Source organism: Nocardiopsis moroccensis, from assembly GCF_055763695.1.
This window is the reverse complement of sequence record NZ_CP199747.1, coordinates 3,789,440-3,814,420: the sequence shown is the minus strand read 5'-3', so window position 1 is coordinate 3,814,420 and position 24,981 is coordinate 3,789,440. Positions and strand designations below refer to the sequence as shown.

The following is a 24,981-nucleotide window of genomic DNA, read 5'->3' as shown; positions in this document are numbered from 1 at the left end:
GGCCGCACCGCGCCAAACGCGGGGTCCCCGCCTGGATGGCGTTGAGCGGGATGCTCGTCGTCGCCCTCATCGCGGGCGGTGCCGGGGGGCTCGCCGGAGGGATGATCGGTGCCGGCGGCGAACCGGAGGCGCCCCCCGAACAGGAGGGGCCGGTCATGAACGAACCTCCGCCCGAGGCGCCCGAGCGCGACCCCGACACCATCGCGGGCGTGGCCCAGCGCGTCAGCCCGAGCGTGGTCTCCCTGCGCAGCGCGGGCGGGCGCGTCGGGGCGAGCGGTTCCGGGTTCGTCATCGAGGGCGACTACGTGGTCACCAACGACCACGTCTCCTCCCCCCTGGAGGAGGACGGCATCGTCGTGGAGTACAGCGACGGCAAGTTCAGCCTGGCCTCGATCGTGGGCTCCGATCCAAGTTCCGACCTGGCGGTACTGGAACTGGAGGACCCCAACGACGTGGAGCCGCTGCCGTTCGGGGACTCCGAGGAGGCGATCGTCGGCGACGAGGTCATCGCGATCGGCGCGCCCCTGGGCCTGACCGGGACGGTCACCCAGGGCATCATCAGCGCCGTGGACCGCCCGGTCAGCTCGGACGAGGGCGAGAGCCAGTTCTTCGCGATCCAGACCGACGCGGCGATCAACCCCGGCAACTCGGGCGGTCCGCTCGTCGACGTCCAGGGACGGGTCATCGGGGTCAACTCGATGATCGTCACCATGGGCGGGGGCTTCATGGGGGAGCAGCAGGGCGGCAACATCGGCCTGGGGTTCGCGATCCCCTCCACCGAGGCCGAGGAGGTCGTCAACCGGATGATCGACCACGGTGAGACCGCCTACGCGGACCTCGGGGTCACCTACGACACGGAGAGCCCGGTCGTCGGTGCGGTCATCGCCGAGGAGCGGGACGCGGTCGAACCCGGCGGCCCGGCCGACGACGCGGGCCTGGAACCGGGCGACGTGATCGTCAGCTTCGACGGCAAACGGGTCAACTCCCACGGCGAACTCCAGGCCATGGTGCGCGACCGCGCTCCGGGCGAGGAGGTCGAGCTGGAGTACGAGCGGGGCGGCGACCGGGAGAGCGTCACCGTCACCCTCGGCTCGGACGAGAACTGACCGACGCCCGGTGCGACACCACGGCCCCCGAGTCCGACCGGACTCGGGGGCCGTCGCGTGTCTTCCAACCGACCCGGGCGCTCGGCCGCGGTCCGGGTGTCAGCGGCCGGCGGGGGAGATGCCCAGCTGCATTCCGGCCAGCCCGCGGGGCTTGCCGACCAGCTTCTCGGCGATCGAGATCATCACCTTGCTGGCCTCGGCCTCGGGCTCGGTGAGAACGAGCGGCTTGCCCTCGTCGCTGCCCTCGCGCAGGCGGGTGTCCAGCGGAACCTGGCCCATGAGCGGGATCTCGGCGCCCAGGGTCCTGGTCAGGGCGTCGGCGACGGTCTGGCCGCCGCCCTGGCCGAAGAGGTACACCGGGTCGGCGCCCTCCTCCGGCAGGTAGTAGGACATGTTCTCGATGACGCCGGCGATGCGCTGGTGCGTCTGGGCGGTGATGGCGCCCGCGCGCTCGGCGACCTCGGCGGCGGCCTGCTGCGGCGTGGTGACCACGAGCAGTTCGGCGCCGGGGAGCATCTGCGCCACGGAGATCGCGATGTCACCGGTGCCCGGGGGCAGGTCCATCAGCAGGACGTCCAGGTCGCCCCAGAAGACGTCGGAGAGGAACTGCTGGAGGGCGCGGTGCAGCATCGGGCCGCGCCACACCACCGGGGTGTTGCCCTCGGTGAACATGCCCACCGAGATGACCTTGATGCCGTGGGCGGTGGGCGGGAGGATCATGTCCTCGACCTTGGTCGGGAAGTCCGACGCACCGAGCATGCGCGGCACCGAGTGGCCGTAGATGTCGGCGTCGACGACGCCCACCTTGTGGCCCTGGGCCGCGAGCGCGGCGGCGAGGTTCACGGTGACGGACGACTTGCCGACACCGCCCTTGCCCGAGGCGACCGCGTAGACCTTGGTGAGGGAGTTCGGCTTGGCGAAGGGGATCTCCTTCTCCGCCTGCCCGCCGCGGAGCTTGGTCTGGAGCTCCTTGCGCTGCTCCTCGTTCATGACGTCGAGTTCGACGGTGACCTTGGTGACGCCGGCGACCTTGGTCACCGCTTCGGTCACGTCCTTTTCGATGCGGCCCTTCATCGGGCAGCCGGCCACCGTGAGATAGATACCGACGTGCACGGCACCGTCGTCGGCGAGGTCGACGCTCTTGACCATGCCGAGGTCGGTGATGGGACGGTGGATCTCCGGGTCTTGCACCGTTGTCAGGGCCTCGTGGACCTGCTCGGTGGTTGGTGTGGAGGACATGTACTCAATCGTAGGTCAGCGGGACGGGGACTCGTCCTGTGGTGTCGCTCCCAGGACCACCTGTTCCAACAGGGGGCGCAGGGCCCGGTATTCCGGTGTCGGCAGGGGCCCGGGCCGAACCGATCCGCACGGTGATCGGACGATGACGGTACGGCCTTAACGCAGGCGATACATGTCCGGATAGTAGTCTCGGCGCACGATGGGAAATGTGCCACCACAGCCTGGTTCGTCCTGGCCCGCCGCGCCCGAGGAGGCGCAGGGGCCGGTTTCCGGTGGCCACACCCAGGAGCAGACCTGGGCCTGGCCGCCCGGCGGCGGAAGACACACCCCGCCCGGCGGGCATCCGGCGCTGACGCCGGACCCCTCGGTGTGGGCTTGGCCACCACCGCGTCCGGTGCGGTCGAAGCAGTTCGCCTGCGCCGCGGTCCCCGAAGGTGAGTCCTATCACAGGCTTGCCCGGACCTCCCTGTTCCGGTGGTGGATCCCGCCGCTGGCGGTCCTGGTCTTCGCGGTGCTGTTGTTCTTCCTCTGGGTCGGCGTCGTGGTCGTGATGACGATCTTCGCCATCCTCGGCGGCAGCGGCCTGGCCCCGGACTCGGTCCGGGTGGGGGAGATCGCCGGGCTGGCCTTCGGGCTGTCAGCCATCGCGCTGCTCATACCCGTCACCCTCTTCGTGGCCCGCGTCGTGCAGTGGCGCCGGGCCGGGTCGCTGTTCTCGGTCGCGGGCCGGATGCGCTGGCGCTGGTTGGCCCGGTGCGTCTTCGGCGCGGCGGTACCCCTCACCCTGGGCGCGGGGCTGTTCATGCTCCTCGGCGACACGACCGCCGCTGCCGGCGCGGTCGGCGACAACGGGGGGACCGAGGTCCTCGCCGCGGCGGCCTCCGTGATCGTGCTGCTGGTGCCGTTCCAGTCCGCGGCCGAGGAGATGACCATGCGCGGGCTGGTCATGCAGCTCGTGGGTTCACTCGGCTCGCCCTCCGGTGAGAGCGCCTTCTCCCGGGTGCTGCGCTCCCCGTGGCCCGCCGTCCTGGCGGGGGGAACCCTGTTCGCCGCGCTCTACGCGGCGACCCACCCGGGGGCCCTGTGGAACACGGCTTCGCTGGTCGTCTTCGGCCTCGGGATGGCCTGGCTGACCTGGCGCACCGGCGGCCTGGAGGCCGCGGTCGGTCTGCACGTGGTGAACAGCCTGGTCCAGTTGTCCCTGTGTGCCCTGACGGGACGCCTGTCCGAGGTCGGTACCGGCGCCGTGGTCGGCGGCGGGCTGCTCACGGACACCGACACCCCGATGACCCTGGCACTGACCGCCGCCCAGGTGGGCCTCTACCTTCTCCTGGTCACCGGCTTCGCGCGCCGTCGTGGTGTCAGCCGCCGCAGCGCCGCCGCTCAGCCCTGAGCCCGGTTCGTCCCGTTGCCGGTCGGCCCGCCCGGCTGTTCGCCGTCCCCGTCGTCCCCGCCGTCCCCGAGGCGGCCCCCGGGAGCGGTTTCCGGCGCGGGTGGGAACACCCAGGTGCGGTACGAGAAGAAGCGGAACAGCGAGCCCAGGCCCACGCCCACCACGTTCCCGGAGAGGTTCTGCGCGAGGGGCCCGTCGAGGCCGAGCACGTACAGGGAGAAGGCCTGGCAGCCCACCTGGATGAGCATCCCGACCCCGTTCATCACCAGGAACAGGAAGGTTTCCCGGCCGTAGCCGGTGCGGGCGCGGTTCCCGAAGGTCCAGAACCGGTTGCCCACGAAGGCCACCGCGATCGCGCACAGGGTGCCGAGCACCTGTCCGGTCATCGCCTGGGCTCCGTTGGCCCACAGCAGGTTGGTCGCCGCCAACTGCACGACGTAGGCGACCGCGCCCACGGAGCCGAACTTGCCGAGTTCGGCGGCGAGCTCGGGCAGCCGGGGGTATCGGGGGCGGAAGTCGCGCATGGCCTGCGTCTTTCGGTCGCTGGTGGAGGTCACGGTCGAGGGGGAGCGGCCTTGGGGGCTCCCCGTCCGCACGCCCTAGACTCTAACCGGGGCTGCGACAGACACCCCGGCCGCGGGTTCCGAGCCGAACGGCCAGGTTCCGCCATGCGCGGGGCCGCCCCGCATCCGCGGTTGACGAGCATTGAGTTGAGGAACTGTGAGCGAGCGTAACCGCATCGTCCCCCGCGTAGGAATGGTAGGCGGAGGGCAACTCTCCCGGATGACCCACCAGGCAGGCATCGGACTGGGAGTGGACTTCTCGGTGCTGGCGGCCGGCCCCACCGACAGCGCGGCCCTGGTCTGCGGTGGCGTCACCTTGGGCGACGACTGCGGCCTCGACGACGTCCTGGCCTTCGCCAAGGCCCACGACGTGGTCACCTTCGACCACGAACACGTACCCGAACCCGTCCTCCGCGCGGTGGAGGAGGCGGGCGGGCTGCTGCGCCCGGGCCGTGACGCCCTCCGTTTCGCCCAGGACAAGCTCCGTATGCGCACCCGCATGGCCGAGCTCGGCGCACCCTCCCCCCGCTGGCGGGCGGTGACCACCCTCGAGCACGTCACCGGGTTCGCGGAGGGGGCCGGGTGGCCGGTGGTGCTCAAGGCGGCGCGCGGCGGCTACGACGGCAAGGGCGTGTGGGTCGTCGGGGACGCCGAGGAGGCCCGCGGGGTCGTGGACCGCGCGGCCGCGGAGGAGGTGCCGCTCCTGGTCGAGGAGAAGGTGGCCTTCAGCCGTGAACTCGCCGTGCAGGTGGCCCGTTCCCCGCACGGCCAGGTGGCCGTCTACCCGGTCGTGGAGACGGTGCAGCGCGGCGGGATCTGCCACGAGGTGATCGCTCCCGCGCCGGACCTGCCGGAGGACAAGGCCCTGCGCGCCCAGCAGTTGGCGATCGAGATCGCCCAGGCCCTGGACGTCACCGGTGTACTGGCCGTCGAGCTGTTCGAGACCGACGACGACGTGGTCGTCAACGAGCTGGCCATGCGCCCGCACAACTCCGGACACTGGAGCATCGAGGGTGCCCGCACCTCCCAGTTCGAGCAGCACCTGCGCGCGGTCCTGAACCTTCCCCTGGGCTCGCCGCGGACCAACGCCCCCTACACCGTCATGGCCAACCTGCTGGGCGGCGAGGACCCCGAGGTCTACCGCCGCTACCTGCACGTCATGGCCAAGGACCCCGAGGTGAAGGTGCACCTCTACGGCAAGGAGGTGCGTCCGGGCCGCAAGATCGGGCATGTCACCGTCATGGGCGACGACTACCGGGACCTCCTGGAGCGCGCCCGTGACGCCGCCAGCTACCTGCGAGGAGAACAGAAGTGACCGACAGCAAGCCCGTGGTGGGCATCGTGATGGGGTCCGACTCCGACTGGCCGGTGATGCGCGAGGCGGCCGAGGCGTTGAAGGAGTTCGATGTCCCGTTCGAGGCCGACGTGGTCTCCGCGCACCGCATGCCGCACGAGATGATCTCCTACGGGGCCGAGGCCGCCGGCCGGGGGCTCAAGGCGATCATCGCGGGGGCGGGGGGCGCGGCCCACCTGCCCGGGATGCTGGCCTCGGTCACCACCCTGCCGGTGATCGGCGTCCCGGTGCCGCTCAAGTACCTGGACGGGATGGACTCGCTGCTGTCCATCGTGCAGATGCCCGCCGGGGTTCCGGTGGCCACGGTCGCGGTGGGCGCGGCCCGCAACGCCGGTCTGCTGGCCGTGCGCCAGCTCGCCGCGCACGACCCGGAGCTGGCCGAGCGCATGGCCAGGTTCCAGGAGGAGCTCAGGGAGCAGGCGCACGCCAAGGGCGAGCGGCTGCGCCGCGAGGTGTCCAGCAGCGACTCGGCCATGGGTTTCGGTCGCTAGCGGACCGGCCGGGGCAGCCGCGGGTGCGGGCCGGGCTCCCACCGCCTTCCGGCGGTCTCAGCCCGCCGCGCCCCCGGCCGGCTCCGGGCCGGCCTCGGACAGAAGGGCGCGCAGGCCGTCCATCGCCTGGTCGACGGTGGGCAGGGAGCCCGGGTCGACGAGGTACTGGAGCACGTACCCGCTGACGATGTTGTAGAGCATCGAGCCCAGCCCGGAGACGGTACCGGGGTCGATCCGCTCGGGGGGCAGGCCGAGGACGAGCGCGGCCAGTGCGCGGCGGCCCTCGCCGATCCCCTCCCGGAGTGCCGTGCGCACGTCCTCGTCGAACTGGGCCTGTGCGTAGGCCTGGACGCTCGCGACCAGGAGGTCCCGCTGCTCGGGGAGGGTTTCGAGGAGCGCGGTGACCAGGAGGCGGGCCCGTTCCTCGGGGCTCTCGGTGACTGCCTCTCGCACAGCCTCCTCGAAGACGTCGCCCCAGTCGCTGGTCGCTTCGAGGACCGCGGTGTTCATGAGGTTGTCCTTGGACCCGAAGTGGTATCCGATGGACGCCAGGTGCGCGCCCGACGCGGCGGCGATGTCCCGGGCGGTGGTCTTGCTGTAGCCCTTCTCCGACAGACACTTCTTCGCGCCCGCCAGCAGGTCCTCACGTTGGCTCATACCCGCAGCCTAACATTTTGACGTACGTACATATTGACCGCTGATTTGTACGGACGTACGATCAATTCCATGCACACGACAACGCCACACCAGCGCGCCGCCGGCCGCACCTGGATCGGGCTGTTCCTGCTGCTGATCCCCGCGCTACTGGTCTCCATGGATCTGTCGGTCCTCTTCGTCGCCGCACCCGCCATCGCCCGGGACCTCGACCCCAGCGCCACCCAGTGGCTGTGGATGATGGACGTCTACGGCTTCGTCCTGGCCGGACTCCTCGTCACCATGGGCAGCCTCGGCGACCGGCTCGGCCGCAGGCGGCTCCTGCTCGGCGGGGCACTGGCCTTCGGAGCGGCCTCCGGCCTGCTGGCCATGGCGCCCACCGCGGAACTGTTCGTCGCCGGGCGCGCCCTGCTCGGCGTCGGCGCCGCCACCCTGGCCCCCTCCACCCTCTCGCTCATCCGTGCCATGTTCACCGACCCCGTCCAGCGCCGCACCGCCGTCGGGCTCTGGACCGTCGCCTTCACCGGCGGCGCCGTCATCGGCCCGATCATCGGCGGGGCCCTGCTGGAGTTCTTCGCCTGGGGGTCGGTCTTCCTGATCAACCTGCCGTTCATGGCCCTGCTGCTCCTCGCGGCCCCCTTCCTGCTGCCCGAGTCCCGCAACCCCGCCGGCGCCGCCTTCGACCTGTTCGGCGCGGCCACCTCGCTCACGGCCGTGCTCGGCCTGGTCTACGCCGTCAAGCGCTTCGTGGAGTACGGCGCGGACGGGACCGCGGCCCTCGCCCTCGTCGTCGGCCTGGTTTTCCTTGTCGCCTTCGTGGTCCGCCAACGGCGCGCGGAGCACCCGCTCATCGACATCTCCCTGTTCACCCGGCCCGCCTTCACCGCCTCCGTGGCGGGCAACACCGTGGTCGCCTTCGCCGTGGCCGGACTCGGCCTGCTGACCTTCACGTTCCTCCAGGTCGTACACGGACTCAGCCCGCTGGCCGCGGCCCTGTACGCCCTGCCCACCATCCTCGGAACCGTTCTGGGCGCGGCCCTCGCCGGCTCCCTCGCCGATCGGATCCGCCCGGCTCGGCTCATGGGCCTCGGGCTGCTCGTGGGCGCGGCCGGCTTCGGGCTCGTGGGAGCCGGAGCCGACAGCGGCATCCTGCCGTTCCTGGCCGGGTACACCGTGGTCACCCTCGGCATCGGGGTCGTGGCGACCCTGGCCAACACACTCGTGCTGGCCACCGCTCCGCCCGAGCGCGCGGGTGCCGCGGCCGGGGTGTCCGAGACCAGTACCGAGCTCGGTGCCGCGCTGGGCATCGCCACCCTGGGCACCATCGCCGCCTCGCTCTACCGGTCCGGTATGGAGCGGGGCCTGCCGGAGGCGGGCGGGGCCGCCCTGGAGACCGTCGCGGGGGCGGCCGCCACCGCGGCACACCTTCCGGAGCCGCAGGCCCGGGACCTCCTGGACACGGCCTTCGCCGCCTACACGTCGGGGGTCTCCACCGCCGCCCTGACCGGTGCCGCCGTGCTCACCGCCGTGGCGGTCCTGGTCCTGGTCGCGCTGCGCCGACTCCCCGCCGGAACCGAGCCCCCCGTCCACGGGGAAGCCGCGGCGGAGGACCCCGCCGCACCGCAGGCCCCGGCCCCGTGAACACGCCGAACGGCCGCCCCTTCCGGAGCGGCCGTTCGGCGTGCACGAGTGCGGGAGGGAACCTACTGGCGGCCCAGGGCGCGGTAGGTCCAGCCGGAGGCGCGCCAGAACGTCGGGTCCAGGGCGTTGCGGCCGTCCACGATCCGCTTCTGCGCCACCACCGAGGCCAGTTCCTCCGGGTTGGCCTCGCGGAACTCCGCCCACTCGGTGAGCAGCAGGACCACGTCCGCGTCGCGGGCGGCGTCCAGCATGGAGGTCGCGTAGTTCAGCTCCGGGTGCGCCTCGCGGGCCCGCTCCAGCGCCTGCGGATCGTAGACCGTCACGTGTGCGCCCAGGGAGGCGATGGTGGCGGCCACGTCCAGGGCGGGCGAGTCGCGGATGTCGTCGGAGTTGGGCTTGAACGCCGCACCCAGGACCGTGACGGTGCGCCCGGCGAAGTTGCCGCCGATCAGCTGGCGAGCGATGTCGATCGTGCGCGCCCGGCGGCGCTGGTTGATCGCGTCCACCTCGCGCAGGAACGACAGCGCCGGTTCCACGCCCAGTTCGTCGGCGCGGGCCATGAACGCCCGGATGTCCTTGGGCAGGCAGCCGCCGCCGAAACCCAGGCCGGGGCCGAGGAACTTGCCCCCGATGCGGTCGTCGTAGGACAGCGCCTCGGCCAGCTGGATGACGTCGGCGCCCGCGACCTCGGACACCTCGGCCATGGCGTTGATGAAGGAGATCTTGGTCGCCAGGAAGGCGTTGGCCGACACCTTGACCAGCTCGGCGGTCTGCAGGTCGGTGACCAGGAACGGGGTGCCCTCGTCGACCTGCTGCTGCCAGAGCGCGCGGACGGCCTTCTCCACCCGCGGGGAGTTGGTGCCGATCACGATCCGGTTGGGCCGCAGGGTGTCCTCCACACCGAAGCCCTCACGGAGGAACTCCGGGCTCCAACCCAGCTCGGCATCCTTGCCCGCAGGGGCGAGCGCGGCCAGCCGCGCGGCCAGCGTGGCGGCGGTGCCCACCGGGACGGTGGAGCGGCCCACGACCACGGTCGGCCGTTTCAGGTGCGGTGCCAGGCATTCCACGGCGGAGTTCACGTAGCGCAGGTCCGCGGCGCCGGAGTCGTCGCGCTGCGGGGTGCCCACACAGATCAGGTGCAGGTCGGCGAAGTCGGCGGCTTCCGCGAAGTCCGTGGTGAAGTGCAGGCGGCCGGTTTTGAGGTTCTCGGCCAGCAGCTCGTCCAGCCCCGGCTCGTAGAAGGGGACCTTACCGGAGCGGAGCATGTCGATCTTGGCCTCGTCGACGTCGAGGCCGATGACCTCGAAGCCCATCTCGGACAGGCAGGCGGCCGTGGTGGCGCCAAGGTAGCCGGTCCCGATGACGCAGACCCGCATACGTTCCGCTTCGACCACTGGGGGTTCCTTCCTCGCTTCCGCACGCGCCTCGTGTGCTGGTTGTTCCCGCTCATGGCGGATCACATCCCGCACGAGGGCAGAAAACGGACATGGTTCGGCCGACGGGTGCCCGTGGGGGACGGTGCATCACCTTACGCGTCGGGGTTTGGCGCGTGACCGAACAACACGTGAACAGTCAGGCGCACAGATTACCGGCGTGCGGGGGACGGTCCGCACCGAGGGAGGAGTGCCGGCACCCACACGGCGAGTGCCGTCTCAGAGTCCGCCGTCATCGAAGGGGCGTGTCCGCCCCGAGTTCTCGTCCAGCGGGGTCCACGCGGCGCCGGACTCCCCGCGGCGAAACGGCGTCGTGGTCTTGTTCGGATCGTCATACTCGCGCACGGGCGAGGTGGGCGGCGGCACGTCCGGAACCGTGTCGCCCACCGGGCCGCCGTCGTTCCAGGGCGGGACGGCGGCGGGGAGGTCCTGTTCCTCCTCGTCGGGGTGCCGTTCACGGCTGGTGCTCGCGACCACGCGCTCCCGGGGCGGGGAGCCGGGCGGGCCGAAGTCCTGTGAGGCGGCCCGCCAGCGGTTCGGCAGCACCGCGGAGCCCAGCAGCAGCACGCCCAGGGGCAGGGCCACTCCGAGCCCCGCGCCGCTCGGGTAGAGGAAGCTCTCGTTGTTGAGCCAGTACAGGGCGGCGCCCATCGACTCCGGGGAGAACACCGGCCACAGGCACAGCGCCGCCAGCAGGGCCCCGGACGCGCCCGCGACCAAGGGCGAGAGCCTCGACCCCACCAGGTAGGCGCCGACAAACCCCAACAGGCACAGAACCACCACGGACAACACCGTCGTCACGCTTACATCACCCTGGGTGATTTTCGGGAAGAGGTCGGCCGCCCAGGCGGCACCGACCCACAGCACCGGGGCCAGGGCGATACCGGCGAGCAGACCGACCAGGTGGCGGAGCACGCGTCCCCTTCCTTGGCGGGGATCACCCGCAGACGTTGTCCCTCGCGGTCGTGGTGGCCGGCGCGCCGCCCTCGGAGGGCTCCTCCTCCGGCTCGGTCTCCTCGACCTCGGGGGCCTCGAACCTCGTGTGGTTGAATCCGATCACGACCTGGAGGTCACCGTCCAGGGTGCCATCCTCCACGGTCTCCGACCCCGGGAGCGTCCCGGCGACGTACTCGGCGGCGCGCTCCTCGCCCGGACCGTACCTGACCTCGGTGCGCGCCACGTCATGGCGGCTCCAGTTCTCCGCGCTGTCCGTGACGTCGAACCCGGCCCCGCCGAGCTGTCCGTCCAGCCGGGCGCCCAGACCGGGGGCGGCGGTGCCGTTGAACACCCGGAGACTGATGTCGCCCGGAACCGGTTCCTCCTCCGCTCCGGCGTCCTCCCCGGGCTCCGGTTCGACCAGCGGTCGGTCCGCGTTGACCGCCGCGAACATCTCCCGTGCGGCGGGCTCGTCCCACAGCAGGGCGACGTCGCCGCGCGGCGTCCAGTGCTCCATGTCGGCGATGGGCACCTGGGCGAAGGTGACGTCCCTCAGGTCGAGCTCGCGCATCTGGTAGGCGAGGTCGTTGATGGTGCTGGTGTCCAGTCCTTCGTCCACGGTCACCGAGGACAGGGCGCTGTCCAGGAAGGCGGTCAGTTTGACCGGGTCGGAGAGCGTCTCGGTGCTCATCGCCCGGTCCAGCATCGCCGACAGCACCTGCTGCTGCCGGTCGATCCGGTCCAGGTCGCCGCGGGGGGTGGCCCGGGTACGGGCGAAGGCCAGCGCCTCGGTCCCGTCCACCCGGTGTGTCCCGGCCGCCATGTCCAGGTGCGCCTTGGGGTCCTCGATCGCCTCGGGCAGGCACACGTCGATGCCGTCCAGGGAGTCCACCACGTCCACGAAGCCGCTGAAGTCCACCTCCACGTAGTGGTCGATCCGCACGTCGGTGACCGACTCCACCGTCCGGACCGCGAGCTGGGGTCCGCCGTAGGCGTAGGCGGCGTTGATCTTGTCCTCACCCTCGCCGGGGACGTCCACCCACAGGTCACGGGGGATGCCCACCACGGTGAGGTGGTCGCGTTCGTGGTTGAGGCGCACCAGCATGATGGTGTCCGAACGCTGCCCCGGGGTGGACCCCACGCTCAGCGCGTTCTTGTCCTCCCTGCTCATTTCGTCCCGGCTGTCGGAGCCGATCACGAGGAAGGTCAGGCCGCCGGTCTCCTCGGGGCGGTCGCCGTCGGCCATGTCGCCGAACACGTCGAACCGGTTGAGGGAACCCGACATCCACCCGGTGATCGCCCACGAGGTGCCCGAGGCGAGCAGGACCAGCACCGAGAGCACACCCATCAGGAGCAGGCCGTTGCGGTGGCGGCGGATCCGCGCGTCGGGCACGGTGACCCTGCCGGACCGGGTGGAGCGCCGCCCGCCGGGGGGCAGGGGCTGTGAGCGCTTGCGCCGGAACTCGCCCGTTGGCCCGTGCCGTCCGGCGTCGTCGTCGCTCATCGGCATCCCCGTCCCACCCGTTCAACGGTGTCCTCGGTACCTAGGTTGTCACCCGATCGGCCGAAGGGCGCGGGATGTCAACCATCGGCGTGTTGTTCTCCCCTTTGGGTGTGACGCAACCGGCACCGGAAGCGTTCACCAGGACCCAAACGTCTCGAAAACCCTTCCCCACCCGGCACATCCGCACACCCGGGCGACACGGATGAGCGGTGGGTGCGCGTGCAGTACCGTTGAGCGCGCGCGGAGCCCCCGTGGCCCGCGCAGTCCCGACACGTCTTGACCTTGGGAAGTGCCCGTGTCCTGGCCGCCTGTCTCCGTCGTCATGCCCGTACTGAACGAAGAGCGCCACCTCGCCGCAGCGGTGGAGCACGTCCTCGCCCAGGAGTACCCGGGCGAGCTCGAAGTCGTTCTGGGTGTCGGCCCTTCCTCGGACCGCACCCGCGAGGTCGCCGACGGCCTCGCCGCGGCCGACCCCCGGGTCAAGGTGGTGGACAACCCCACCGGCAGGACCCCCGCAGCGCTGAACGCCGCCATCGGAGCCTGCTCACACGACATCATCGCTCGCATCGACGGCCACGCGATGATGCCCTCCGACTACCTCCGGGTGGCGGTCGAGACCCTCGACGAGACCGGAGCCGACAACGTCGGCGGCATCATGGCCGCGGAGGGCACCACCCCCTGGGAGAAAGCCGTCGCCGCGGCCATGACCTCCAAGGTCGGCGTGGGCAACGCCCGCTTCCACACCGGCGGCGAGGGCGGTCCCGCCGACACCGTCTACCTCGGCGTCTTCCGCCGATCGGCCCTGGACCGGGTCGGTGGCTACGACGAGGCCTTCCTGCGGGCGCAGGACTGGGAGATGAACCACCGCATCCGCACCACCGGCGGCACCGTGTGGTTCCAGCCCCGGATGCGGGTCTCCTACCGTCCGCGCCGCAACATGCGCCTGCTCGCCAAGCAGTACTTCCACTACGGCCGCTGGCGGCGCGTGGTCGCCCGCCAGCACAAGGGCACCATCAACCTGCGCTACCTGGCCCCGCCCGTGGCCGTGGCCGGAATCGTCGCGGGCCTGGTCGGAGGGGTGTTCCTCTGGCCGCTGTGGCTGGTGCCCGCGGCCTACCTGGCCCTGATCACGGCCGCTTCGGTCCCGCTCACCCGCGGCCTGCCCGTCTCCTCGTGGCCGCTGATCCCGGCCGCGCTCGCCACCATGCACATGTCGTGGGGCGTCGGCTTCATCACCAGCCCGCCCGGGCTCGGCGCGGACTCGCGCTCCGCCCAGTCCACCCGGGCCTGATCCGCCCCGGCCCCGTAACGGCCGTATCCGGACGACGTCCGCCCTCGATCGGGGGCGGACGTTCTGCTAGGCAGGTCGGTGAAGGCAGAACCGGAGAGGGTGTCATGGACGAGTTGCGCGGAGACCAGGCGTCCTGGGTGTTCGACAGTCAGTCGATCGCCATCAGGTACGAGACCAAGGGCTGGTTCAGGAGTCCGCTGCTCAAACTCCTCGAAAGGGTGGACGTCCCCGTCTGTGCGGTCCAGGACGTGGAATTCCGTCCCGGTGCCGGGCGCAGGAACGGCTGGATCATGAACCTGCGTCTGCACGAGCGCATGGACCCCTACGCCGCCGTCGGTGCCGCCCTCGACGACAAGGCCCAGCCCTTCCGGCTGACCGGTCCCGCCAGGACCGAGCTGGTCGCCGAGTACCTCGCCGACCAGCTCCGCTTCGCCGCCGGACGGGCCGCGGAACCGGACCCGGCCACCCCCACCCGTCTCGTCCCCGCGCTGCCCCTGCACATCCGGACCTGTGAGGGCACCGCCCGGCTGGAACCCGACCGGCTGACCCTGGTCTGGGCGGGAGCCCACGCGAGCGGCTACAAGAAGAAGAAACAGCGGCGCGAGTACGACTTCGCCGACATCACCGGAGTGGAGTGGGCGCCCCTCGACGACTGGGGGTGGGGTTTCGTGCGGATCATCGCCGAAGGGACCGCGGACGCGGCCAAACCCAAGAACGACCTCAACGTGCTGCGGGCGGGTGATGGTGGCAACGAGAGCCACCAGGCCTTCCTGCTCGCCGCCACCGTCACCGCGCACCGCTGGGCCCTGGACGCGGCCACCCGCGCCGCACTCGGACCCGACGAGACCGCCCGGGACGGCGCCAGGCCCGGCTTCGACGAACCGGAGTGGTGGAAGAACGCGGCCCGCACCGCGCTGGAGGCCGTACGCGGTCCCCGCCCCGCCACGGACCTCCCCGGTGACACAGACCCGGACGCCGGAGGCGACGGGGCAGGAGACGGCGGGGGCCCGTCACAGTCCGCCGACACCACCTGGATCTTCGAGCAGATCGAACGGCTCGGCGACCTCCACGCCAAGGGCCTGCTCACCGACGAGGAGTTCAGCACCAAGAAAGCCGAACTCCTCGACCGGATCTGAGCGGCGCGGCCGGGATCACCCGGCCGCACCGGTGGTTCCGGCCCCCTGCAGAGCCGCCACCGTCCCGGGCACGTCGTCCACCACCACCGCGTCCATCCCCGCCCCGGCGAACCGGGCCGCGTCCGCCGGGGCCGGACACCAGGAGATGATCTCCAGCCCGGACCGGTGCGCCGTCTCCACCGTGTACTCCAGGCTGCGCCGGCCCGGCCGGGCCGCCTCCCCGTCCAGACCCAGCGCCCGGGCGTCCACCGCCACGATCGGGCAGCCCATGCCCACCGCGCCGGGGACCGCCGAATCCGCGGGGTTGCGCACGTACGGCATCCACGCCGTCGCCACCCCCGGCGCGCCCTCGCGCACCCCCAGGAGAAGGCCGGGATCGAAGGAGCAGACGAACAGTCGGCGACGTTTCGCCTCCCGGCGCAGGAACGGCAGGACGAGCGCGAGGGTCCGCCGCGCCGGGGCGTCCACCCCGTCCTCCATCACCGTCTTGACGTCCACGTCCAGGCCCACCTCGGCCGGGATCGCGGCCAACCCCTCCTCCAGACCGGTCAGCCCCGCCTCCCGGCACTGCGCCTCGGTCAGGTCCACGACCGCGCGACCGTCGTCCAGCGCCGCGTTGTGGAAGAGCACCAGCCGGTCGTCGGCGGTGCGCCGCACGTCGATCTCGATCCAGTCGGCACCGGCCCGCGCGGCCAGCTCGAACGAGGCGGGGGTGTTCTCCCGGGCGCCGTCGACCACGCCCCGGCCCGCGCCCCGGTGGCCGATCACCTCGGCCGCCCCGAAGACCCCGCTCACACTGTTCTCCCAGCTTCCGAGGGCGCCTCCACGGCCGCGTGCGCGCGCATCCGGCGCAGCAGGGTCTCGGCGACCTCCACGTCACCCGGGTTGGTCACCTTGATGTTGCTCTCCTCACCCGGCACGATCCGAACCTCCTCCTCGGGCAGGTAGCGCAGTACCACCCCGCAGTCGTCGGTGGCCACCAGTTCGGGGTCGGCCATCGCCAGTTCGTAGGCGCGCCGGACCACACCCAGCCGGAACCCCTGCGGTGTCTGCATCCTGCGCAGCCGGGAGCGGTCCGGGGTCGCCGCGATCGCCTCGCCGCCGCTCCTGGCGGGGGCCACCCGGACCACGGTGTCGGCGCTGGGCACCGCCACCCCCACGGCCCCGGCCTCCCCCAGGGCGCGCACGCACGCGGCGACCGTCGCCGGGCGGACCAGCGGCCGCGCGGCGTCGTGCAGCAGGACCAGGTCGGAGTCGGCGGCCGAAGCCGTCGCGGACAGCGCCGCGTAGGAGGTCTCCGTTCTGGTCGCCCCGCCGGGCAGGACCGCCGAGACCTTGGCGAACCCGGCGTCGGCGACGATCTCCTCGACCCGGCCCACGTACTCGCCCACCATCAGCACGACGATCTCGTCCACCTCGGGGCTGGCCTCGAAGGCCGCGATCGAGTGCTCGATGATGGGCCGCCCGTCCAGCGGCAACAACTGCTTGGGGGCGGGGGCGCCCATCCTGGCACCGACCCCTCCGGCCAGAACCGCCGCGATCACCCGCGGACCTGCGGACATTTTTCCTCCGTGTTTGTTTTGGTCCTCCGCTTCGCTTCGGACCGTGTTTGTGTTTGCTTGGGTCCTCCGCTGGCGCTTCGGACCGTGTTCGGGCGCCTCAGGGGAGCGTTCTTCATCCTCGTCTACGCCTGGCTCGTTCCTCGCCGGCGGCTTGACTCGTCTTGCAGAACACTCCCGCGCCCGAACGAAAGAACACCCCCTGGGGTGAAGGTAAGCAGGAAGAGGCTCCTCCTGGGGCGGAGGTGAGTGGGAGGGTGCTCTCCCTGGGGCGGGGTGAGCGGGAGGGGGCATCCCCTGGGCTCGGGCGATGGGCGACTCTCCGGGCGGGAGCGGTGCGAGGACGCCGACCCTGGCCGACGTAGGCGGGTGGGGCCGAGGACGGTACGGATCCGGGGTGAGCGGCAGGTGGTTGACACGGTCTGTCCGTTGCAGCGGTAACCTATGGACGCCTGTTGGGCGTGCCTGGTCCATACCTCCTCTGATTCGGTCGTGGAGCTGGGCGTGGTTGGTGACATCCCCCGGTCGCCCGGACACACCCCCCGTGCCGGTCCGGTGAGGCTGCGACCGCGTTTTCATGTGGACGGCCGGTGCGCGCAGGCGAGTTCACAGACGCGACTGTCCGGCACACCGTGAACCGGACGATCTCAAACCTTGGAGGTGGCGGTGGCGTCAAGGACGCTGGCCGTCTGGGAGCACCGGAAGGTCGTCGGCCTCCTGGTCCGGCGCGACCTGAAGGTCAAGTACCAGCAGTCCGTGCTGGGTTACGCCTGGACGATGTTGGAACCCCTCGCACTGACGTTGGTGTACTACTTCATCTTCGGCGTCGTTCTCCAGGCCAACCGCGGCATACCCGAGGGAGCCGACGCCTACGGCGGCTACATCCTCTTCCTCGTCGCGGGCATCCTGCCCTGGACCACCTTCGGTGCGATCCTCAGCGAGGCTCCGCGCGCGATGATCACGCACTCGAAGCTGATCACCACCATGAAGGTCCCCCGCGAGATCTTCCCGATGGCCACCGTCGGCACCAAGTTCATCGAGTACCTGCTCACCTGGCCGGTCCTGCTGATCTTCGTGTTCGCCCTGGGCGGCCGGTTCAGCTGGGAGGGCATGCTCCTCTGGCTGCCGTCGGCGATCGTGCTGACCTTCGCGTTCGGCCTGGGGGTCACCCTGTTCCTGGCCTCGGTGAACGTGTTGCTCCGCGACGTGGAGCGCCTGACGCGTATCCTGACCCGGATCCTGTTCTACGGCTCGGCGATCCTGTTCCCGGCCGTCATGGTGCTCGACTCCAGTGCCCCCGGCTGGGTGAAGACGGTCTACGAGCTCAACCCGCTGATGGGTATCTTCCAGATGCACCGCACCGTGTGGTTCCCCGGCTTCGAGGAACTAACACCCAGTCCTCTCGCGTTGACCTCTGCGGTGGTCGGTTCGATCCTGATGCTCGTTATCGGATACTGGACGTTCCGCCGTCTGGAGATGTCCGTTCTGAAGGAGTTGTGATGGCGTCCACCTACGAGGCCGCGGTCACCAGCGGTCCGGTCATCGAGGCCCGCGGCCTCGGTGTGAAGTTCGCCGTGAACCGCCGGCGCAAGCGCAGCCTCCGTGAGATGTTCATCCACGGCACCAAACGCGACCCCAACGCCGAGGGCAACGAGTTCTGGCCGCTGCGCGACGTGTCCTTCGACATCGCCAAGGGCGACTGCGTCGGCATCGTCGGCAAGAACGGCACCGGCAAGTCCACCCTGCTCAAGATGATCGCCGGGGTGCTCATCCCGGACGAGGGCAAGGTCAGCGTGCACGGCAAGGTCGCGCCGCTCCTGGAGCTGCGGGCCGGGTTCAACGACAACCTGACCGGCCGCGAGAACGTGTACCTGGTCGGTTCACTGCACGGCATGACCGAGAAGGAGATCGACGAGCGCTTCGACGAGATCGTCGACTTCGCCGAGATCAAGCCGAAGTTCATCGACACCCCGGTACGGCACTACTCCAGCGGTATGAAGGTACGGCTGGGATTCGCGCTCATCTCCCAGCTGGAACACCCGATCATGCTGGTCGACGAGGTGCTGGCGGTGGGGGACAAGGCCTTCAAGCGCAAGTGCTACGAGGCCATCGACCGGATGCTGGCCAACGAGCGCACGATGGTCCTGGTCTCGCACAACGAGAAGGACCTGCGCCGCTTCTGCAACCGGGGCCTGTACGTCAAGGGCGGTTCGCTGGCCCTGGACACCGACATCGACTCCGCTCTGGCCGCCTACAACGAGGACACCAAGGCGGAGATCGAGGAGCGCAAGAAGAAGGACGAGGCCAAGAAGAAGCGCGCCGAGGCCGCGGAGAAGAAGGCCGAGGAGCGGGCCGCGGACCCGGAGGATCCCGACGGGACCGGGGGCAAGGACGGCGGCCAGGCCGCCTGAGGCGCCCGCACAGACCTGGAGAGAGCGCATCCCGGAGGTTCCGGAGGTGCGCTCTTTCGTGTCCGGGGCTGTCCGGAACGCCCTCAGCGGTACCGGAACGGGATGTCCGCGGCCATGTGCGTGTCAGTGGTTGATTGCACACAGAGCGTGGGTGACGGTGACTCCCAGTTGAAACTGGGAGGGCACGGGCATATGACGGGCACGGTGGCGCGGGCGACCGCGCGGATGTTGGAGCGCAGGCGTGTCACCAGGACGGGGGTGACCCGCATCAGTGTCCTGGTGGCGGTCGCGGCGGCGGTCTGGTTCGGTCGGACCGACCTCGTCGGCGCCCTCGCGGGGTCGGCCCTCCTCGGACTGGTCCTGTGCTGCGACGCGGTCCGGGACCGGATGCGGGCCAACCGCAGGGACGCACTCACCCTCTGGACCGTGTCCGTGGCGGCTCAGCTCCGGGAGTACGTGGTCTACGTCGGGCTCGCCTTGGGCGCGGCAGTCGGCGGATCCACCGGCGCCTGGGGGTGGGCGGCCGGGGCGTTGATCGCCCTGGCCCTGCGTGACTCGCTCCTGGTGGCCCGCTCGGCCCCGCCGGCGCCTGCGGGGGCCGAGCCCCTCGTGCTGCCCGCACAGCGTCGGTCTGAGGGCGTCCGGGTGCCCGCGCCCCGGGCGGGGGCGGCGGACCCCTCGCAGGCCCGGGGGGACTCCGGGGCGGCGCGCGACGGCACCGCGGCGGAGGGCGCCGCGGATCCGGGGCGCATCCGTCCCTCGTCGAGCACCCTCCCCCTGCCGGTCCTGGCCCGTCGGGTGCTGCTCTTCGGCCAGCCGACCCGGTTCCTCGTGATCGCCGTCGCCGCGACGGTCGGGGACGCCCGGCTCGCCTTCCTCAGCCTCATCGTCGGCTGCGCCGTGGCGATCACCGGAGAGCTCGTCGACCCTTCCTCGCGAGGGACGCGGCGATGAGCTCCGCGGAGCCGGAGCGGGACCCCGGGCACACGCGGGAACGGCTCGAACCCGTCCTCCCCGACCTGCGCTTTCTTCGTGATGACAGTCACATCGGAATGCTGCTCGGCAGAATCGCCCCGGGGATGGCCCCGCCGCTGCTCACCGTGGTCGCGGGAGCCGTCGTCGTGCTGGTGCTCCTCGCGGCGGGCGGGGGAGGGCTGACAGGCATTACCCTGTTCGCACCGGTCGCTGCCCTGCTACTGTCCGGTCTGGCCTCGGGCCACCCTCACGACGGGCGGTACGACTGGCTGGTACCCCCGGTCCTGCGCGTCACCGAGTACAGCTACCTGGCGGTCGTCGGGCTCGCGTCCGGCGTTCCCGGTCCGCTGGTGTTCGTACTCTTGATGACGGTCGGTTGCCACCATCGCGACGACGTCGCACGCCCCGCTGTCGGTGTGAGCCGACCGGTGTGGGTGCGGCGGGCCGCGCTCGGCTGGGACGGACGGATGCTCGTCATCTCGGTCGGGGGCGCGTTTTCCGCCCTCACCCCCGCCTACGGCATACTCGCCGGATACCTGGCGGTCCTGCTCGTTCGCGAGGCCGGGCGCACCTGGAGCGCGACACCGGTGACCGATGTGCACGTCAGCGCGGCCACGCCGAGTGGCGGTGCCGTTCTGGGGGACCACCCGACCACCCGCCAGGGAGACGGGGGCCGACCGGCCGCCGGAACGAACGGGGAGGCGTGAAAGCCTCCTCGACCTAAGGAGGAACACGCCCTCATGCTCGGAATGGTTCTCGCCGCAGGCGCCGGGCGCCGTCTGCGTCCCTACACCGACACCCTGCCCAAGGCCCTGGTGCCAGTCGACGGTGAGACGACCATCATGGACATCTCGCTGCGCAACCTGGCCGCCGCCGGGCTCACCGACGTCGTCGTGGTGGTCGGTTACCGTGCCGAAGCCGTGGAGGAGCGCAAGCAGGCACTGGAGGAGCGTCACGGCGTCAAGCTCACCCTCAGCTACAACGACAAGGCCGAGGAGTGGAACAACGCCTACTCCCTGTGGACCGCACGTGAGTTCTTCTCCGAGGGCGTCCTCCTCGTCAACGGCGACACCGTGCATCCGGTGAGCGTCGAGGAAACGCTACTCGCCGCCAGGGGACCGGAACTGCTCCTCGCGGTGGACAACGTGAAAAACCTCGCTGACGAGGAGATGAAGGTGACCCTCGACGAGGACGGTCACCTCAGCACCATCACCAAGCTGATGGACCCCGCCACTGCCGCGGGGGAGTACATCGGCGCCACCCTCATCGAGGGCTCGCTCGCCCCGCGCCTGGCCGATGCGCTGAAGGCCACCTGGGAGCGGGACCCGCAGCTCTACTACGAGGACGGTTACCAGGAGCTCGTCCGTCGCGGTGAGAAGATCTCCGTCGCCCCCATCGGCAAGGTGGACTGGGTCGAGGTCGACGACCACGACGACCTGGCCAAGGCAAGGGAGATCGCGTGCCGCTACTAGCCCGAATGCTCCCCTCCCCCCTGGCGATCGACGTGCGCCGGGGAGCCATCGCCTCGCTCGGAACGGTGCTGGCCGACCGCCGCATCGCCACCGAGGGACGCATCGCCGTCGCGGTGGGCCCGGGCCAGGGCGCACAGATCGCCGCCGACCTGGACCTGCCCCAGAGCGAGGTCTTCCAGGTCGAGGAGGGCACCGTCGACGCGGCGACCGAACTGGGCAAGAAGCTGCGTTCGGGCGCCTACGAGGCCGTGGCCGGCATCGGCGGCGGCAAGACCATCGACGTCACCAAGTTCGCCGCGACGATGGCGGGTATCCCGATGGTGGCCGTGGCCACGAACCTGGCCCACGACGGCATCGCCTCCCCCGTCAGCTCCCTGGAGCACGAGGGCGGCAAGCCGTCGATCGGGGTCACCATGCCCATCGCGGTGGTCATCGACGTCGACTACGTCCGGGCGGCCCCCGCGCACCTGGTCCGGTCCGGCATCGGTGACGTGGTCAGCAACATCTCGGCCATCGAGGACTGGGAGCTCGCGGGGCGCGAGAACGGCGAGCCGGTCGACGGCATGGCGGTCACCTTCGCCCGCATCTCGGCCGAGGCGGTCCTGCACCGCCCGGACTCGATCGAATCCGAAGGGTTCCTCAAGGTCCTGGCTGAAGGCCTGGTGCTGTCCGGCATGGCCATGTCGGTCGCCGGTTCCAGCCGTCCGGCCAGCGGGGCCTGCCACGAGATCCTGCACGCGATCACCCAGCTCTACCCGGGCACGAGCAACCACGGTGAGCTCGCCGGGTTGGGCGCGCTGTACGCGTCCTACCTGCGGGTCGAGCACCTGGACTGGCCGCAGTCGCGACTGGAGGAGATCCGGAACTGCCTGCTCCGCCACAACCTGCCCATCGTGCCCTCCGACGTCGGTCTCGACGAGGCTTCGTTCGCGCGTGCGGTGGCCCACGCCCCGGGCACCCGCCCGGGCCGGTTCACCATCCTTGAACACCTGAACCTCTCCGAGGACGAGATCGGGCGGAGTGTTGCGGACTATGTCGAAGCCGTCGGTCGCTGAGGTCCGCGCGGGCGGTCAGCCCGCGGGGATCAAGGAGCGCGTCAACGAGGAGCACTGGGCGGGCCGTCTCTACATGCGGGACATCTCCCCGTACCTGACGACCCTCTTCGTGCGCCTGCGCGTACCGCCGAACCCCATCACCTACCTGATGATGGTGTTCGGCGTGCTCGCCGGGGTGATCGTGGCCTTCGGTGGCCTGTGGTCGGCGGTCCTCGCCGCCGTGTTCGTGCAGATCTACCTTCTGCTGGACTGTTCCGACGGCGAGGTGGCCCGGTACACGGGCCGCACCAGTGTGGCCGGTATCTACCTGGACCGCATCGGCCACTACGTCTCCGAGGTCGCCCTGCTGGTCGGCCTGGGCATCCGCGCCCAGGGCGGGTTCGAGCCGGGCGGCTGGGTCGTCCTGGGCATGGCCGCCGCGCTCGGTGTCGTGCTGATCAAGGCCGAGACCGACAACGTGGTGGTGGCCCGGGCCAAGGCCGGTCTGCCGGAGGGGATCTCCGAGGAGGCCATGAAGCCGAAGTCCTCGGGGCTGAGCCTGGCCCGCCGCCTGGCCTCGATGCTCAAGGTGCACCGCCTCATCCAGGCGGTCGAACTCTCCCTGATCGTGGTGGTGGCGGCCGTGGCCGACCTCTTCCTCGGGGAGCCGGCGGCCACCCGGATCCTGGTCGTGGCCTGCGCCGCCGTCGCGGTGCTGATGAGCTTCGCGCACTTCGTGAGCGTGCTCGCCTCCCGCCGCCTGGAGTAACGCGGCGGTGACGTTACGGCGTCACTTGTGGAGCCGTGGACGATACCCCGTCCACGGCTCCGTACACTTCGCTTTTATCCTTTCGTTAGTCTGTTTCTGCGAACGTTGACATGTGTCCACCTGTCAGCCGCACGTCGTCCACTGAACGGTCGCAACCATGGCCACACCCGTGATTCCGCCCTCGCAAGGCTCCGGCACGTCCACGACGGGGGACCTCCGAGCGCCCAGAGCCGAACGGAGCAGCTCCCAGGTGCCCGGTACCGGTAAGCCCACCCTGTCCTGTGTCCTGCTCACCATGGGCAACCGCCCGGCCGAGCTCAGGCGTGCGATCACCAGCGTGTTCGAGCAGGAGGAGGCCGACGTCGAGGTCGTCGTCGTCGGTAACGGGGCCGACCTGCCCAAGCTCCCCGAGGGCGTCACCACGGTGCGCCTGCCGGAGAACGTGGGCATCCCCGAGGGGCGCAACGAGGGTGTGCGGGCGACGCAGGGTGACGTCATCCTGTTCCTGGACGACGACGGCTGGTACCGCTCCATGGACCTCGCCCGCCACGTGCGCGAACGCTTCGCCGCGGACCCCGGTCTCGGCGCACTGTCGTTCCGCATCGCCGACCCTGACGGCGGGCCGGACCAGCGCCGCCACGTGCCCCGGCTGCGAGTGGGCGATTCGCGCCGGTCGAGTGCGGTCACCACGTTCCTGGGCGGGGCCTGCGCCATCCGCCGCACCGCCTTCGACGAGGGCGGCGGGCTTCCGGGCGAGTTCTTCTACGCCCACGAGGAGACCGACCTGGCCTGGCGGATCATGGACGCCGGGTACACCATCGAGTACGACGCCGACGCCGTGATGTACCACCCGGCCGTCGCGCCGACCCGGCACGAGAACTTCTACCGGCTCAACGCCCGCAACAGGGTGTGGCTGGCCCGGCGCAACCTGCCGTGGCCGCTGGCCTTCGCCTACCTGGGCACCTGGGTGGGGCTGACCGTGCTGCGCGAACGCGACCGGACCGCGCTGAAGTCGTGGTTCTCCGGTTTCCGGGAGGGCTGGCGCGAGGACGCGGGCCGACGCACCCCGATCAGCTGGCGCACCGCCTGGCGGATGACCAGGGCCGGACGCCCCCCGGTCATCTGAGCACACCCGCGACCCAAAGGAGGCGGACTTGGCTGTCGTCAGCCCCCTCGTCATCGGATTCCTGCTTCTCGTCGTCGCCGTCATCGCCCTGGTGGTGACGCTCGTCGTCGTGTCGGCACGGAAGAAGCCGAATCCTCCCCGGAACCGGGGACAGTCGCCCCACGGTCAGCAGTCCGGGCCGGGGTCCGGCCCGCAGGGTCCCGAGTACCCGCAGCGGTGAAAAGGGGGCGGGCGCCGCACGGCGTCCGCCCCCTTCACGGCTGTTCGGGATCAGAGCTCGGTGACGGCCTCTTCGTAGTCCAGCCGCGGCAGGCGGTCGAACCAGGCGTCGGGGCCGGGCTTGCCGATGTTCATGACCACCAGGGGGGTCTGGGTGGAGTCCTCGCCGAAGAACTCCTTGCGGACGCCCTCGGCGTCGAAGCCGGTCATCGGGCCCGCGGCCAGACCGGCGGCGCGAACGCCGACGATCAGGTAGGCGACCTGGAGGAGCGCGTTCTGCAGGGCCATGGACTCGCGGGCCTCGACCGGCATGCCGGAGAAGTTCTCCCGGGCCTCCGGCATGACCGGGAAGGTCTTCGGGAAGTGCTCGTGGAAGGCGCTGTCAGCGGACAGGACGAGTGTGAGCGGAGCGGTCGAGGTCTTGGGGGCGTTGTTGCCCGCCATGTGCTTCACGAGTCGCTCGCGAGCCTCGGGGGAGCGGACCGCGGTGACGCGCAGGGGCTGGTTGTTCATGGCCGTGGGGCCGTACTTGACCAGGTCGTAGATCGTGCGCAGCTGTTCCTCGGTCACCGGCTCGTCGGTGAAGGTGTTGGCGGTGCGGGCGCTACGGAACAGCAGGTCCTGTGCGTCCTTGTTCAGGACCAGTGTGTCAGTCATGTCGAAACCTCGGCCGTG

General features: G+C 70.8%; 25 protein-coding genes. 16 read left to right on the top strand and 9 right to left on the bottom strand.

Annotated elements, in window-relative coordinates:
- Nucleotides 1-50 precede the first annotated feature (50 nt).
- Nucleotides 51-1,106, top strand: coding sequence for a S1C family serine protease (locus ACUKCB_RS16925; protein ID WP_473041042.1), 1,056 nt, complete (start codon nt 51-53; stop codon nt 1,104-1,106).
- Between the two features lie 99 nt (nt 1,107-1,205).
- On the opposite strand, the gene ACUKCB_RS16920 is transcribed toward ACUKCB_RS16925, so the two are convergent.
- A complete protein-coding gene (locus ACUKCB_RS16920; RefSeq protein WP_473036574.1) occupies nt 1,206-2,345 on the bottom strand; it encodes an Mrp/NBP35 family ATP-binding protein in 1,140 nt (379 codons plus the stop codon).
- 394 nt (nt 2,346-2,739) lie between these two features.
- Between ACUKCB_RS16920 and ACUKCB_RS16915 the strand changes: the two genes are divergently transcribed.
- The gene (locus ACUKCB_RS16915) at nt 2,740-3,738 is read left to right on the top strand and encodes a lysostaphin resistance A-like protein (RefSeq protein ID WP_473041041.1); all 999 of its coding nucleotides are present in this window, start codon (nt 2,740-2,742) and stop codon (nt 3,736-3,738) included.
- Here ACUKCB_RS16915 and ACUKCB_RS16910 read toward each other — a convergent pair.
- The gene (locus ACUKCB_RS16910) at nt 3,729-4,262 is read right to left on the bottom strand and encodes a GtrA family protein (RefSeq protein WP_473041040.1); all 534 of its coding nucleotides are present in this window, start codon (nt 4,260-4,262) and stop codon (nt 3,729-3,731) included. The two genes, ACUKCB_RS16915 and ACUKCB_RS16910, sit on opposite strands and share 10 nt — an antisense overlap.
- A gap of 196 nt (nt 4,263-4,458) precedes the next feature.
- Here ACUKCB_RS16910 and ACUKCB_RS16905 point away from each other — a divergent pair, with 196 nt between their 5' ends.
- Nucleotides 4,459-5,616 (top strand): 5-(carboxyamino)imidazole ribonucleotide synthase, encoded by a 1,158-nt coding sequence (locus ACUKCB_RS16905; protein ID WP_473036573.1) that lies wholly within the window; start codon nt 4,459-4,461, stop codon nt 5,614-5,616.
- Entirely contained in the window at nt 5,613-6,146 is a 534-nt protein-coding gene (gene purE, locus ACUKCB_RS16900) for a 5-(carboxyamino)imidazole ribonucleotide mutase (protein ID WP_473036572.1), read from the top strand. The genes ACUKCB_RS16905 and purE overlap by 4 nt, the downstream gene beginning before the upstream one ends.
- Nucleotides 6,147-6,203: 57 nt before the next feature.
- On the opposite strand, the gene ACUKCB_RS16895 is transcribed toward purE, so the two are convergent.
- The gene (locus ACUKCB_RS16895; protein WP_473036571.1) at nt 6,204-6,803 is read right to left on the bottom strand and encodes a TetR/AcrR family transcriptional regulator; all 600 of its coding nucleotides are present in this window, start codon (nt 6,801-6,803) and stop codon (nt 6,204-6,206) included.
- A gap of 69 nt (nt 6,804-6,872) precedes the next feature.
- Between ACUKCB_RS16895 and ACUKCB_RS16890 the strand changes: the two genes are divergently transcribed.
- Nucleotides 6,873-8,441, top strand: a complete 1,569-nt coding sequence (locus ACUKCB_RS16890; protein ID WP_473036570.1) for an MFS transporter — start codon at nt 6,873-6,875, stop codon at nt 8,439-8,441.
- Nucleotides 8,442-8,503: 62 nt separating this feature from the next.
- Here the strand turns inward: ACUKCB_RS16890 and ACUKCB_RS16885 are convergent, their stop codons facing one another.
- From ACUKCB_RS16885 to ACUKCB_RS16875, 3 genes are all read right to left on the bottom strand, one after another.
- A complete protein-coding gene (locus tag ACUKCB_RS16885) occupies nt 8,504-9,910 on the bottom strand; it encodes a UDP-glucose dehydrogenase family protein (protein WP_473036569.1) in 1,407 nt (468 codons plus the stop codon).
- 183 nt (nt 9,911-10,093) lie between these two features.
- Entirely contained in the window at nt 10,094-10,789 is a 696-nt protein-coding gene (locus tag ACUKCB_RS16880) for a YIP1 family protein (protein WP_473036568.1), read from the bottom strand.
- A gap of 22 nt (nt 10,790-10,811) precedes the next feature.
- Nucleotides 10,812-12,314 carry an LCP family protein gene (locus tag ACUKCB_RS16875; RefSeq protein WP_473036567.1) on the bottom strand — a complete coding sequence of 501 codons (1,503 nt, stop codon included), beginning with the start codon at nt 12,312-12,314 and terminating at the stop codon, nt 10,812-10,814.
- A gap of 295 nt (nt 12,315-12,609) precedes the next feature.
- Here ACUKCB_RS16875 and ACUKCB_RS16870 point away from each other — a divergent pair, with 295 nt between their 5' ends.
- Together ACUKCB_RS16870 and ACUKCB_RS16865 are read left to right on the top strand one after the other, a co-directional pair.
- Entirely contained in the window at nt 12,610-13,605 is a 996-nt protein-coding gene (locus ACUKCB_RS16870; protein WP_473036566.1) for a glycosyltransferase family 2 protein, read from the top strand.
- Nucleotides 13,606-13,709: 104 nt separating this feature from the next.
- Complete coding sequence (locus ACUKCB_RS16865; protein WP_473036565.1) at nt 13,710-14,741, top strand: DUF4429 domain-containing protein; 1,032 nt, start codon at nt 13,710-13,712, stop codon at nt 14,739-14,741.
- Nucleotides 14,742-14,756: 15 nt separating this feature from the next.
- Here the strand turns inward: ACUKCB_RS16865 and ACUKCB_RS16860 are convergent, their stop codons facing one another.
- Nucleotides 14,757-15,536: a glycerophosphodiester phosphodiesterase gene (locus tag ACUKCB_RS16860; RefSeq protein ID WP_473036564.1), complete on the bottom strand. Its 780-nt coding sequence runs from the start codon at nt 15,534-15,536 to the stop codon at nt 14,757-14,759.
- Nucleotides 15,533-16,303, bottom strand: coding sequence for an IspD/TarI family cytidylyltransferase (locus ACUKCB_RS16855; protein WP_473036562.1), 771 nt, complete (start codon nt 16,301-16,303; stop codon nt 15,533-15,535). The genes ACUKCB_RS16860 and ACUKCB_RS16855 overlap by 4 nt, the downstream gene beginning before the upstream one ends.
- Before the next feature lie 651 nt (nt 16,304-16,954).
- On the opposite strand from ACUKCB_RS16855, the gene ACUKCB_RS16850 reads away from it, so the two are divergent.
- The 9 genes from ACUKCB_RS16850 (at nt 16,955) to ACUKCB_RS16810 (ending at nt 24,307) form a co-directional block, all read left to right on the top strand.
- The gene (locus ACUKCB_RS16850; RefSeq protein ID WP_473036560.1) at nt 16,955-17,800 is read left to right on the top strand and encodes an ABC transporter permease; all 846 of its coding nucleotides are present in this window, start codon (nt 16,955-16,957) and stop codon (nt 17,798-17,800) included.
- Nucleotides 17,800-18,711 (top strand): ABC transporter ATP-binding protein, encoded by a 912-nt coding sequence (locus tag ACUKCB_RS16845; protein ID WP_473036559.1) that lies wholly within the window; start codon nt 17,800-17,802, stop codon nt 18,709-18,711. The genes ACUKCB_RS16850 and ACUKCB_RS16845 overlap by 1 nt, the downstream gene beginning before the upstream one ends.
- A gap of 192 nt (nt 18,712-18,903) precedes the next feature.
- Nucleotides 18,904-19,665: a hypothetical protein gene (locus tag ACUKCB_RS16840; RefSeq protein WP_473036558.1), complete on the top strand. Its 762-nt coding sequence runs from the start codon at nt 18,904-18,906 to the stop codon at nt 19,663-19,665.
- A complete protein-coding gene (locus ACUKCB_RS16835; protein ID WP_473036557.1) occupies nt 19,662-20,393 on the top strand; it encodes a DUF5941 domain-containing protein in 732 nt (243 codons plus the stop codon). Before ACUKCB_RS16840 ends, ACUKCB_RS16835 begins: the two co-directional genes overlap by 4 nt.
- Before the next feature lie 33 nt (nt 20,394-20,426).
- Nucleotides 20,427-21,158, top strand: a complete 732-nt coding sequence (locus ACUKCB_RS16830; RefSeq protein WP_473036556.1) for a phosphocholine cytidylyltransferase family protein — start codon at nt 20,427-20,429, stop codon at nt 21,156-21,158.
- 5 nt (nt 21,159-21,163) lie between these two features.
- Nucleotides 21,164-22,213 (top strand): iron-containing alcohol dehydrogenase family protein, encoded by a 1,050-nt coding sequence (locus ACUKCB_RS16825; RefSeq protein ID WP_473036555.1) that lies wholly within the window; start codon nt 21,164-21,166, stop codon nt 22,211-22,213.
- Complete coding sequence (locus tag ACUKCB_RS16820) at nt 22,191-22,961, top strand: CDP-alcohol phosphatidyltransferase family protein (RefSeq protein ID WP_473036554.1); 771 nt, start codon at nt 22,191-22,193, stop codon at nt 22,959-22,961. The genes ACUKCB_RS16825 and ACUKCB_RS16820 overlap by 23 nt, the downstream gene beginning before the upstream one ends.
- A gap of 295 nt (nt 22,962-23,256) precedes the next feature.
- On the top strand, nt 23,257-24,087 hold the full coding sequence (locus ACUKCB_RS16815) for a glycosyltransferase family 2 protein (RefSeq protein ID WP_473041039.1): 831 nt from the start codon (nt 23,257-23,259) through the stop codon (nt 24,085-24,087).
- Between the two features lie 28 nt (nt 24,088-24,115).
- Nucleotides 24,116-24,307: a hypothetical protein gene (locus ACUKCB_RS16810; protein WP_473036553.1), complete on the top strand. Its 192-nt coding sequence runs from the start codon at nt 24,116-24,118 to the stop codon at nt 24,305-24,307.
- Between the two features lie 50 nt (nt 24,308-24,357).
- Here the strand turns inward: ACUKCB_RS16810 and ACUKCB_RS16805 are convergent, their stop codons facing one another.
- Nucleotides 24,358-24,963 carry a malonic semialdehyde reductase gene (locus ACUKCB_RS16805; protein ID WP_473036552.1) on the bottom strand — a complete coding sequence of 202 codons (606 nt, stop codon included), beginning with the start codon at nt 24,961-24,963 and terminating at the stop codon, nt 24,358-24,360.
- Nucleotides 24,964-24,981 lie beyond the last annotated feature (18 nt).